The organism is Rhodoglobus aureus (genome assembly GCF_039527955.1).
GTDB lineage: Bacteria > Actinomycetota > Actinomycetes > Actinomycetales > Microbacteriaceae > Rhodoglobus > Rhodoglobus aureus.
Genome location: NZ_BAAAKW010000062.1, coordinates 16966 through 28228 on the forward strand (window position 1 = coordinate 16966; position 11263 = coordinate 28228).

General features: G+C 59.2%; 12 protein-coding genes and 1 tRNA gene. 4 read left to right on the forward strand and 9 right to left on the reverse strand.

Annotation, left to right across the window (positions count from 1 at the left end; all coding sequences use genetic code 11):
* The first annotated feature begins 15 nt into the window (after window positions 1-15).
* Window positions 16-582, forward strand: coding sequence for a cysteine hydrolase family protein (locus ABD112_RS12550; RefSeq protein ID WP_343926348.1), 567 nt, complete (start codon window positions 16-18; stop codon window positions 580-582).
* Here ABD112_RS12550 and ABD112_RS12555 read toward each other — a convergent pair.
* Both ABD112_RS12555 and ABD112_RS12560 read right to left on the reverse strand, forming a co-directional pair.
* On the reverse strand, window positions 579-785 hold the full coding sequence (locus tag ABD112_RS12555; protein WP_343926350.1) for a PLDc N-terminal domain-containing protein: 207 nt from the start codon (window positions 783-785) through the stop codon (window positions 579-581). The two genes, ABD112_RS12550 and ABD112_RS12555, sit on opposite strands and share 4 nt — an antisense overlap.
* 61 nt (window positions 786-846) lie before the next feature.
* The gene (locus tag ABD112_RS12560; protein WP_343926352.1) at window positions 847-1035 is read right to left on the reverse strand and encodes a hypothetical protein; all 189 of its coding nucleotides are present in this window, start codon (window positions 1033-1035) and stop codon (window positions 847-849) included.
* Between the two features lie 121 nt (window positions 1036-1156).
* Here ABD112_RS12560 and ABD112_RS12565 point away from each other — a divergent pair, with 121 nt between their 5' ends.
* Entirely contained in the window at window positions 1157-2719 is a 1563-nt protein-coding gene (locus tag ABD112_RS12565) for a stealth family protein (protein WP_343926354.1), read from the forward strand.
* 9 nt (window positions 2720-2728) lie between these two features.
* On the opposite strand, the gene ABD112_RS12570 is transcribed toward ABD112_RS12565, so the two are convergent.
* The gene (locus ABD112_RS12570; RefSeq protein WP_343926356.1) at window positions 2729-3646 is read right to left on the reverse strand and encodes a phosphodiesterase; all 918 of its coding nucleotides are present in this window, start codon (window positions 3644-3646) and stop codon (window positions 2729-2731) included.
* A 233-nt stretch (window positions 3647-3879) separates the two neighbouring features.
* On the opposite strand from ABD112_RS12570, the gene ABD112_RS12575 reads away from it, so the two are divergent.
* Window positions 3880-4812 carry a nuclease-related domain-containing protein gene (locus tag ABD112_RS12575; protein WP_343926358.1) on the forward strand — a complete coding sequence of 311 codons (933 nt, stop codon included), beginning with the start codon at window positions 3880-3882 and terminating at the stop codon, window positions 4810-4812.
* A 19-nt stretch (window positions 4813-4831) separates the two neighbouring features.
* On the opposite strand, the gene ABD112_RS12580 is transcribed toward ABD112_RS12575, so the two are convergent.
* Both ABD112_RS12580 and ABD112_RS12585 read right to left on the reverse strand, forming a co-directional pair.
* Window positions 4832-5686 carry an NAD-dependent epimerase/dehydratase family protein gene (locus ABD112_RS12580; protein ID WP_343926360.1) on the reverse strand — a complete coding sequence of 285 codons (855 nt, stop codon included), beginning with the start codon at window positions 5684-5686 and terminating at the stop codon, window positions 4832-4834.
* A 170-nt stretch (window positions 5687-5856) separates the two neighbouring features.
* Window positions 5857-5929: transfer RNA gene (locus ABD112_RS12585), tRNA-Lys, on the reverse strand.
* A gap of 25 nt (window positions 5930-5954) precedes the next feature.
* On the opposite strand from ABD112_RS12585, the gene ABD112_RS12590 reads away from it, so the two are divergent.
* Window positions 5955-6584, forward strand: a complete 630-nt coding sequence (locus tag ABD112_RS12590) for a DNA-directed RNA polymerase subunit beta (RefSeq protein WP_343926362.1) — start codon at window positions 5955-5957, stop codon at window positions 6582-6584.
* Between the two features lie 10 nt (window positions 6585-6594).
* Here the strand turns inward: ABD112_RS12590 and ABD112_RS12595 are convergent, their stop codons facing one another.
* Genes ABD112_RS12595 through ABD112_RS12610 form a run of 4 tightly spaced genes read right to left on the reverse strand, consistent with a single transcriptional unit; the run spans window position 6595 to window position 10710 of the window.
* The gene (locus ABD112_RS12595; protein WP_343926363.1) at window positions 6595-7401 is read right to left on the reverse strand and encodes an ABC transporter permease; all 807 of its coding nucleotides are present in this window, start codon (window positions 7399-7401) and stop codon (window positions 6595-6597) included.
* Window positions 7398-8315 (reverse strand): ABC transporter permease, encoded by a 918-nt coding sequence (locus tag ABD112_RS12600; protein ID WP_343926365.1) that lies wholly within the window; start codon window positions 8313-8315, stop codon window positions 7398-7400. The genes ABD112_RS12595 and ABD112_RS12600 overlap by 4 nt, the downstream gene beginning before the upstream one ends.
* A 2-nt stretch (window positions 8316-8317) precedes the next feature.
* A complete protein-coding gene (locus ABD112_RS12605; protein WP_343926366.1) occupies window positions 8318-9499 on the reverse strand; it encodes an ABC transporter ATP-binding protein in 1182 nt (393 codons plus the stop codon).
* Window positions 9499-10710, reverse strand: coding sequence for an ABC transporter substrate-binding protein (locus ABD112_RS12610; RefSeq protein ID WP_425563842.1), 1212 nt, complete (start codon window positions 10708-10710; stop codon window positions 9499-9501). The genes ABD112_RS12605 and ABD112_RS12610 overlap by 1 nt, the downstream gene beginning before the upstream one ends.
* Window positions 10711-11263: the final 553 nt, after the last annotated feature.

Consider the following 11263-nt stretch of genomic DNA (forward strand, 5'->3'; position numbering starts at 1 on the left):
GGCGAGGAGGCGGCAATGACGACAGCGCTGATAGTGGTGGATGTTCAACGAGGCTTCGACGATTCCGAGTATTGGGGCGCCCGCAACAACCCCGACTGCGATTCAAATATTGGCATGCTGATTGGCCACTGGCGTCGTGAAGGTTGGCCCATCGTCTACGTTCGACACGATTCTTTGGATGCCGCGTCACCCCTGCACCCGAATGCCTCCGGTAATGAGTTCAAAGACGTGCTCTCTGGCACCCCTGAACTGCTGGTGTCGAAGTCAGTGAACTCGAGCTTTCATGGCAGCCCCGACCTCGATGCGTGGCTGAGAGCATCCGGAATCACCTCAATCGCAATCTGCGGGATCACGACCAACCACTGCTGCGAAACCACGGCGCGGGTCGGCGGCAACCTCGGCTATGACGTGACGTTTGTGTTGGATGCCACCCACACCTTCGACCGCATCGGGCCGTATGGCGAAGAAGTCACGGCTGACGAGCTCTCGACCATCACCGGAGTGAACCTGCACGACGAGTTTGCTCAGATCGTGGCGACCCGAGACCTGCTGGGTTCAGCCCCTGACGGGTTCATCGTCTAGAGCAGAGCCGAGTTGCGACCAACGGCGAACCAAATGAGTGACCCGATAAATGGCGCGATCAAAATCACGATCAGCCAGAGCAGTTTGGTGTTGGTCGGCATTGTGGAGTTGAAGACTTGCATGAGCGCGACGACGATGAGTGCGAGATAGGCGACGACTGCGAGGATCGGGATGATCCCCCAGAAGAGGGAGAAGTCAGACATGCAAGCCTCCTTTGTGGCTGAGCCAAGTCTACCGAGCATGACTCAATAAAGAGAGGTCTGATCAGCGTAGGGTGAAACGTGAGCCAGCCCGGGCATTGAGGTCACCCGCGATGGTGCGACTCCGCTCGACTTTGGTCTCGATGCCCTCACCGGCTATTCCGTTATTGAGGCCGCCGACAAGGATGCCGCAGTCGCGCTCGCGAAGACGAACCCCATGATTACGAGTGTGGTGGTGTACGAACTCGGTCACATGTAGTTGGGCGTTGCCGGGCGCAATCCGGCCGATTCTCAGTGGGTCAGGCTACTCTGAGAAAAGCTAACGGCGCTTCGGTCGCTGGGCAGCTCAGCCAAGCTTTAACGACGGGGCCCCCATGATTGACCATGTTTCTTCTCCTGCGGTTGTGAACCGCGATGATGTTGTTTTGCACGATGGACTTCTTGCACTGAGCAATGACACTCTGACGCCGCGCGAGGCTGTGCGCGATGATTTGCTGTTTCTTCGCGGTGTGCTCGACGATGCGGGCATCCGGTTTCTGCTGGTGCGTGGCGATGGTGAAACTCCGGTGTTGGCCGTCGATTGGAAAGATCGCAAGGCGCTCGGCTTTGCTTTGGTCGCTGCCTGCCAAAACGAGCCTTTCTACGTGAAGCCGGCTCGCATCAAGGAGAACGGCAAGCCCTTTGCTTCGGATGCTCGCGATAGCCCCGTGCTCGTCGCCGATGGCGTTCTAGTTTCGGCAATCAAGGCGAAAGCGATGATGCTGTTCCGCCCGCGCGTTGAACCTGCGGGCCGTCTCCGTTTTGATGCGCCATTTGGTGTGCGTCTGGAACTGTGGGAGTACGTGCGCGATGAGGTTGTTGCGCCCAATCCGAACGCGCTGATGCGTCGGTGGGTGCCGCGCACTGAAGCGATCGACGACACCGTCGACTTTTACGGTCAGTCGTGGCCGACCCTGAGCGGAATGTTTGAGCCGCTGGCCAGCGACATTCAGTTTGATATCGACATCGTGTTCTCTTGGGTCGATGGCGCTGAACTTGAGTGGCAGAAGGCGCGCGCCGCCCGTATGGCGAATTTTGTGGTCGGCGAGGGTGACGACTCTGAGGCGCGCTTTAGGCAGCTGGATGAGCTGAAGTACGCTCTGCGTTCGGTGCACCTGTTCGCGCCTTGGATTCGCAATATCTACATTGCGACTGACTCTCCCCGCCCAGCCTGGCTGGCCGAGCATCCGCGGGTCACATTGATGCGCAGCGAAGACTTCTTTGCGAACCACGACGACCTGCCAACCCACAACTCGCACGCTGTCGAAAGCCAGCTTCACAATATCCCGGGGCTGAGCGAGCACTTCTTGTATTCCAACGACGACATGTTCTTTGGTCGTTCCGTGAGCCCGGCTGCGTTCTTTACTCCTGGCGGTGTTTCAAAGTTCATTGAAGCCCGCACTCGAATCGGCTTGGGCGAGAGCAGCATCGAGCGCTCCGGCTTTGAGAACGCGGCGCGTGTGAACCGCCGACTGTTGCAGCAAAAGTTTGGCGCGACAATCACTCGGCACCTGGAGCACGCGGCAACCCCACTGCGTATTTCGGTGATGAAGGAGCTCGAGAAAGAGTTCCCTGAAGATTTCAAGCGCACTAGCGCCAGTGCTTTCCGCCAGGCTACCGATGTTTCGGTGACCAACTCGCTGTACCACTACTACGCACTCCTCAGCGGCAAGGCGATGATTCAGGCGGATGCCAAGGTCAAGTACGTCGACACGACGTCGCTGGGCGGTTTGCGCAAGATGCGTTCGCTGCTGCGGAAGCGCACCAGTGACTTCTTCTGCCTCAACGACGGCAGCTTTCCCGAGGTGTCGGCAGAAGATCGCGCGGCGGCAGTGCGCACGTTCCTCGACGAGTACTACCCAATCGCAGCACCGTGGGAGCTGCCTGAAGCCGAATAGCGGCGGGGCTTAGGCCGGGACGCTGCTGGCGACGATGTGCGGGTTTATGGCGGGGGCGATGGTGATGCCCTCTCTGCCCAAAATCTCGGCTGACTCTTCTGGGGTCACATAGGCGAGGTTGCTGTAGCTGCCGAGAGGCACGACTGAGTGCAAGACAGTTTCGTCGTAGACGTGCACTAGGTTGAATGACTGCGCGCCATCTTGGCTGCGGCTTCCTCCGACGGGCACGTTGAGGTCTTGCGTGTAGCAGGTGGCGGAGGCGACGGAGACGGGAATGCCCGCGAAGGTTGCCGCTGTGGAGTAGTGCAGGTGTCCGGCGATGATGCTGCGGATGTCGCTGCCGCGAATTACGGCGGCGAGGTCTTTCTGGCCGCGCAGTTCGACAGTTACCGCAAGGTCGAGCACGGCGGGCACTGGAGGGTGGTGCATGGCGAGGATGGTGCCGTGCGGTGCTGGGGTGGCAAGCACGTTTTGCAGCCACAGCAGCTGGGCATCCGTCACATGGCCGTAGTGGTGGCCGAGCACAGTGGAATCGAGGGAGATGATTCGCAGCCCGCTGATGTCGATGACCCGGTCGATGGGCGCTTCAGATGCGGGCTCGTCAAGCAGATTCGCGCTGAATGCGGAGCGGTTATCGTGATTGCCCATCACCCAAACAACACGGGCACCGAGGCGTTCTGCTACTGGTTCGACGATGTCGCGGATGGCGCGGTAAGCCACCGGGTCGCCCTTGTCGGCGAGGTCGCCGGTGAAGACGATTGCTTCGGGGCGGGAGCCGGATGCTTCGAGTTCGGCAAACAGTTGCCGCAGCTTGGCTTCGCTGTCGAGGGAGTCATAGAGCTTCCCCCCATCCGCCAAAAAGTGCGTGTCACTCAAATGCAACACGAAATGGTCGGGCCGTGGATACTGCGACTCGTAGCCGGTCATGGCTCTAGTCCAACACTTCTGTATGGATGCGAGGTGAACATCCTGCGGCAAGTTGCGGCGTGGCCCCGGTTTTAGGTGGATCGCAGCGCAACTTGTGGCCCCATTGGGGGGCGTGTCCGCCAATGGCGGAAACGAAGTGGTCTCGGGGTGGCCCCGCTTGGGGGCCGCGCTGCGCTTCACAAAGGGGTTAGCCTCGAATTAAGTGCGTTCGGGGAGCGTTTTTTGGGGGATAGATGAGCGACAGTGCTGTGACCGCGCAACCGACCGCTTCCGTGTCGGATGCGGAACTAGTGCCGGCTGCGACGCCCGCACCCGCACCCGCACCCGCACCCGCGCAGACGCCAGCGCAGATGCCGACTCCAGAGACGCTGGAGGACCGCCCGGCTGCATACTCAGTAATTGCTGAGCTCTTCCGGACGCAGACGGATGTCCCGCCTCGCAACATCCTGAGGCGTGTATTCGGTGTGAGCCCGTTGCATGCGGATGCCCAGAGTTGGTTCTCTGGCGCACACGGCGAGCTAAGGGTGGGGGAGTTGCTTTCGCGCCTCGGCCCAGAGTGGACGGTGCTGCACGCTGTACCCGTCGGAAAGGGCGAAAGCGACATCGACCATGTGGTGATCGGCCCAGCGGGCGTGTTCACGATCAATACGAAACGTCACCGCAGGCAGAAGATCTGGGTTGGCGAACGCATGTTGATGGTGTCGGGCCACAAGACCGACCACTTGCGCAACTCCCGATATGAGGCGAAGCGCGCATCCAAACTGTTGTCCGTCGTGACGGGTACGCTCGTCGAAGCGTACCCGGTACTTGCGATTGTCGATCCGGCATCGTTCACCTTTAAGCAGCGACCGAAGGACGTCAGCATCATGGATGCTCGTGCCTTGCCTCGCTGGCTCAACCGCCGTAAGCCCGTGCTCTCCGCCAAAACGGTGCAACGCATCTCGTCGGCCGCCGTCGACCCGCGCACCTGGACCCGCAATGCGGACCTCACCATTGATCCCGCCTACCTCGACCGCTTTCGCGCACTCGACAACGAGGTCACGCAAGCGTGGCGTGTGCGGATGCTCTGGGCTCTTGCCGTGTCGATCGGCGCGGGTATCGCGGTGATCGCCTTTCTGCTCCCGCTGGCGAACGAGTTACTCGGCACTGTTGGCGGGTTGGGCTAACGCTGCGCCTCAGCGCCCGCTAGTCCCGCCAGCTGTGCTGAGGCACCCATCCGAGCATCCGCTCAGCCTTGGCGGTCGACGTGAGTGACGTGTTGACCCCGAGCTCGCCACGGACCTCGACGTTGGGGAACACCTCGGCGAGCAGCTCAGCATTCGGCCGCGACATGACGGTGTCGGCGGCGAAGATGTTGAAGACGTCATAGCCGGGGCGGGAGGTTTCCAGTGCTAAACGAATGGCGTTGGCGCCGTCGCGGGCATCGATGTAACCCCACAGGTTCCACGACCGTTGCCGCGCATCCGCATCGAAGCTCGGGAACTCGGCGTAGTCGGCCGGGTCCATCACATTCGAGAAGCGCAGCGCGCTGATGCTGAGCGAAGGATCCCAGCGCACAAATTTCTGCGCCATCTCCTCCTCAAGGTGCTTCACCATTGAGTATGTCGACTCGGGGCGCGTCTCATACTCTTCGTCGAGCGGGATGTAGGGCGGGGGAGTCTCGAAGGGCAAACCCAGCACCGTCTCACTCGACGCATAGGCAATAGTGCGGATACCCAACCGCTTGCACGCCTGAAACACATTGAACGTGGCATTCATGTTGTTGTGAAAAGTGGCCACATCTGACCACAGACCAGGCGCAGGGATGGCACCGAGGTGGGCGACCGCATCCAGACCCTCGTGACGGTCGTTAACGCCAGCGAGAGCATCCACCACCTGGCCAAAATCAGTGAGATCAACATAGGTGAACTGGGTGCGATCAGGGCCAGCCATGTCGAGCACCATCACCGAGTGACCGGCAGCACGCAAACCCGCAACCGTTGCGCGCCCCAACTTGCCATTGCCGCCGGTGACGGCGATGCGAAGGGGAGTGGATGACATGGAGGGCTCCTTTGCTGAGTGCGCCAGCGAACCACTCGGCGCGACAGCATCGATCGTAGCCCGTATCGACGCGGCGATCAGCCCTCAGCGCCCGTCACGCAATCGCCAGAGCTGGCGAGGCGTGAGAGGCAAAGAAGTTCGTCAACGGTGCGAAATCGCACCTAAAAATGTGGGCCCGCCGGGACTCGAACCCGGGACCCGCGGATTAAAAGTCCGATGCTCTACCAACTGAGCTACAGGCCCTACATGTTAAGCGTACCGTGATCTTATGGTCGAAAATTTCCACAAGCCAACGCAGTACTCGACAGATAAGTTTGACACATTTGAGGGCGGAGAAGATCCCGCCCAAATTATGCGCGCAGCCCACGATACAGCCCACGCGCTCATCGAGGGTGCACGCGACACGGATGACCCTGCCGTGCTTGAACGAATCGTCGCCTACACCGACGAGCACGGCATTGATGCCATTGCCGAGCTGTGGTCGCGGTCGAGTCCTGGCAGCCTCCCTGGTGCCCTCTGGCGCATCTATTTGCTTCGGGCGGTCATCCAGCAGGATGCTGTGGGCACAAGCCTTCTGTTCCAGCGAGGCATTGACACCCTCACCACCATTGACGCTGCTGTCACTGGTGCCGTCAATCCCACTGGACCCGAAGAGATCAAATACTTGACCGATCAGATCTTGCGCGGCGTCTTTCGCGGCGACTTTGGGGTCGCTCTCGATCGGGCCGCATCGTTCAGCCGCATTTTGGCATCAGGCGCCGGAAGCATTGCCGATGATCAAGAGCTGCTGAACCCGCAACGAGCGAGCGAACTCACCACACGCGCCGACCGCTACTCGCGCACCGCAGATGAGTTCGCGACCTGCGCCAAACTTTTCAGGGCCGCGACCCTCGACTAGCTTGCGTGACCTAGTTCATCTTGGCGAGACGCTTGGCGCGGGCAGCGCCAGACACCTGCACGGTCACCACAATGACCAGCGCCAAAATGAACACGGCTGACGCAACCACGTTCGCCTCGGCGGGAATGCCTCGAGCCGCCGAAATCCAGATGTACTTGGGGAACGTCGCCACAGAGCCGGAGTTGAAGTTGGTGATGATGAAGTCATCGAACGACAACGCGAACGACAGCAGGGCTGCAGCGAGAATTCCGGGAAGCAGCAGAGGGAACGTGATGCGCAGAAATACTTGAAGCGCCGACCCGTAGAGGTCTCGACCGGCCTCCTCGAGAGCCGGATCCAAGGTTGCGACTCGGGCCTTCACCGCAACCACCACAAAGCTGATGCTGAACATCGTGTGGGCCAGGATGATCGTCAGCATGTCTTTCGGTACGCCGATCGACAGGAACTGCGCGGCGAGTCCGGCGCCGAGTACGACCTCCGGGGTCGCCATCGGCAGGAAGAGGAACAGGCTCAGTTGCGAGCGGAACTTGAACCGGTAGCGCACCATCGCGATAGCGATCATGGTGCCGAGGGTGGTCGCCGCCACCGTCGACACCACCGCGATGAAAATACTGTTGCCGAAGGCTTCGCAGACTGCGCCGTTCTGCACATTGCAGACATTGAGCCACTTGTCGAAGGTGAAACCGTGCCAGATGATGTTCGTTTTGAGCGAGTCGTTGAAACTGTAGACGAACGTGTAGCCGATCGGAATCATCAGGATAAGCAGGGCAAGCGCGCTATAAGCGGGCAGTACCCATTTGCCGATGGAGTGTTTCATAGAAGTTCCTCGGTTCCGGATTTCTTCACGTAGAAGCTGACGAACACGAGAATCACTGACATCAGGATTATCGAGAGAGCTGCGCCTGCGGGAAAGTTTTGTAGCACCAGAAAGTTCGCTTCAATCACATTGCCTATCATCTGGGTTCCGGTACCACCGAGAAACTCTCGGCTAGCGTTAATGTAGTCACCCGCCGCAGGAATGAAGGTCAGCAAGGTTCCCGCCACGATGCCCGGCATCGATAGCGGAATCGTGACCTTGCGGAACACGTGGAACGGGCTGGCATAGAGATCACTACCCGCTTCGAGGTAGCGCACATCGAGCCGTTCCAGAGTTGTATACAGCGGCAAAGTCATGAACGGAATGAAGTTGTAGGTGAGACCGAAAATCACTGAGAAAGCGGTTCCGGTGACGTGCGCGTCCGGGGCGAGCAGCGACATCGCCTTGAGTGAGGTCACCATAAATGATTCGTCAGAGAAGATCTGTTTCCACGCCAGAGTACGAAGGAGAAAACTGATGAAGAACGGCGCGATAACCAAAACCAGAGCGAGGCTCTGCAACAACGGCCAGCGCCTGGCTTTGACTCCGATGAAATACGCCAGCGGGTAACTAATGATGAGAGCAAAGAACGTAGCGGCAAGTGCATAGCCGAATGAACGAATAATGTGCGGCCAGTACGTCGTGATGACGTCTACGTAATTTTCCCACCGGAAGGCGTAGCTGAACTCACCGAAATCACCGAACTCTGTCGGTGCTTTGAATGAAGTCAGAAGCAGCGAAATGAGTGGGGTGAGAAAGAAGAGAACCAGATAGAGAATGCCGGGTAGTAGTAAAAAGAGTGCTACCGGACTCGACTTTCGGGCAGTGTCAGCCGAAGTGGGCGCATTCGACGTTGATGGTGCGGCAAGGGCCATCGCTACGCTTCCTCTAATAGATGCTGCGCGGCAAGGGTGCGTGTGTCGAGGTCAGGGGAGAACCGTGGTGTGTCCGCCGGATCGTCTTCAAGACCAAAACCGTGGTCTATGTTCCAGCTGAGCCACACCTCGTCGTGTTCGTGAACCTCCGAGCCGAACGTCATATTCTGCGCGAAAACGATGAGATTGCCGACGCCAGGAACGTCGACCAAATATTGCGTGCTCACCCCGCTGAACGAGACATCGATTACCCGACCCGGGCCCATCACGTTGACATTGGCATCGTGGCGGGGTTTCGTCGCGTGAAGCGTCAGCTTCTCGGGGCGGATGCCGATCGTGATGTCGCCGCTAGTGCGATGAGCTCGGTCGACGGGCACGATGATCTTCTGGCCGGCAACGTCGACGGAGATACCTGCGCTCGTCGTGCCTAGGACAGGCCCAGTGAACAAGTTCGACTGGCCAAGAAAATTCGCGACAAACGACGTTCTTGGCAGTTCATAGAGGGCCTGTGGGGCGCCCATCTGCTCGATGCGGCCTTTGTTCATCACGGCGATCGTGTCGGCCATGGTCATGGCTTCCTCTTGATCGTGAGTCACGTGCAAGAAGGTGAGGCCGACATCCTCTTGGATCGCTTTGAGCTCAAGCTGCATCTGGCGACGCAGCTTGAGGTCGAGCGCACCGAGAGGTTCATCAAGAAGGAGCATCGCCGGGCGGTTGACTATGGCTCGGGCCAATGCTACCCGCTGCTGCTGCCCACCCGAAAGCTGCTGCGGCCTTCGGCTCGCTAGGTGGTCGAGCTCGACGAGGCGCAGTACTTCGTGCGCCTTGTCCACTGGGTCGGCCATCTTGCGGCGGCGAAGGCCGAACGCGACGTTCTCCAACACGGTCATGTGCGGAAATAGGGCATAGCTCTGAAACACAGTGTTGACCGGACGTTGGAACGACTTTTGGTTGGTCACATCCTTGCCACCGAGCAGGATGCGCCCAGCCGTCGGAGCCTCGAGACCGGCCACGAGCAGCAACGTTGTTGTCTTGCCGCAACCAGAGGGGCCGAGCAAGGCAAAGAACGAACCTGCTGGGACGATGAGGTTGAGCTCTTCGATAGCGGTGAATCCAGGGAAGCGTTTATGAATCCCCACCAGTTCAAGGTCGGCCCCGCTCTCCGCGAAAGTGCCTGTCGCCATTAGGCCGCACCGAGCAGTACGCTCTGGAACGCCGCGTTGTACTTCTGCTCCTCTGAGTTGTCTAGGCCGCGGAACACGAAAGCCTTCGAGAGCATGTCGTCGTCGGGGAAGATGAGCTTGTTGTTGGCGAGTTCAGGGTCAATTGCCTCCGCAGCTTCCTTGGCTCCAACAACCGGAGTGATGTAATTCACATAGGCGGCGACCTCGGCCGCGACAGCCGGATCGTAGTAGTAGTTGATCAATTCTTCGACATTCGACTTCGCTGGGCTCCCGATCGGCACCATGAAGTTGTCGCTCCACAGGGTTCCGCCAGCATCCGGAACGATGAAGTCCCACTTGTCGCCATTCTCGGCGTTGAGTTGAACGATGTCGCCAGACCACACGATCCCAGCGAGCGTGTCTTCGTTGACAAGGTCTTCCTTGTACGAGTTTCCCTTGATGTTACGAATCTGACCGTCAGCGACCTGCTTCGAGAATTCGTCAATCGCGGCGTTGAACTCGTCATCGCCCCAATCGCCAGAAATGTCAACACCTTGATCGAGCATGATCAGGCCCATCGTGTCGCGCATCTCGGACAGCGCCCCGACGCGGCCCTTGAGCTCGGGCTTCCACAGGTCCTGGACGGATTTAATGCCATTGGGCACTTGTTCCTTGTTCCAAGCGATGCCGGCAAACCCGCCCTGCCAAGGGACGCTCATCTCGCGACCCGGATCGAAGTCGACATTCTGCAGCGATGGCAGCAGGTTGGCCACGTTGGGCATGTTGGCATGGTCGAGCTTCTGAGTGTAGCCGAAGCGGATCATGCGAGCGATCATCCAGTCGGTGAGGCAGACAACATCTGCCCCAATGTCTCTACCGAGCGAGAGTTGATCTTTCACCTTGGCGTAATAAGTGCTGTTGTCGTCCACTGCTTCGGTGTACTCGACCGTGATGCCGGTCTGGGCTTCGAAAGCGTCAATAGTGGGATAGTTGCCCGCGTCATCCACGTCGATATACAGCGCCCAGTTGTCCCAGCGAACCTTCTTGTTCGCGTCACTTTCGTCAGGAGCTGCGGTCAGCTCATCCGGTCCAGTTGAGCAAGCGGCGAGCGCGAGTCCGGTCGCGCCGACAGCGGCTCCGGAGAGCAATGTTCGCCGATTCATCGCGGAGTTCTGCGCGTGGCGGATCAGCTCGCGAATCATAGGATCAGTGGGTAGCGGCTTGGACTTCATCAGCGGTTCTCCTAGCATTCTCGACACTAACGCGTGCAGTCTCGCAACGTTGCGGGACTCACTGATAGTTGCACATATGGGCCGTGAAATCACTAAAAAGTGCTGAAAACATTGCTATTGCAACCTGTTTGTCCCGAAATCCGCACAATGCGGAAACAAAGGCGAATGAAAAACCGGGCGAAGGCACCCAATTGGTGCCGAGCGAATTAGCATCACGCATGCGGGCAGTCCGCGTGCACGTCGACAACGTCGGTCGGCGCGCTTCGTCGGGTGAAGATCCTCGCGGTCACCGCGCAAGCCACACTCCGTTGCACTTCGAACTAGAACCCGGGTGAGAGCGCACACAGGTAACACTTTGTTAGACTTTTCGATGCCGGGCCACAGTAACCCCGGGCTCCAATATTAGCCGCTTCGAGCGGCCTCGCGTCGTGAGGCGTTTTCTGTGGCCCGGCTTATCGGCCAAAACGTGTGGATGGCTTCGGGCGTGTCATGCTCTGCCGGCCCATCCTGATCGGGCCCAGAGTCCTTCTTCGGCTGTTGTGTTGGTGTCGTA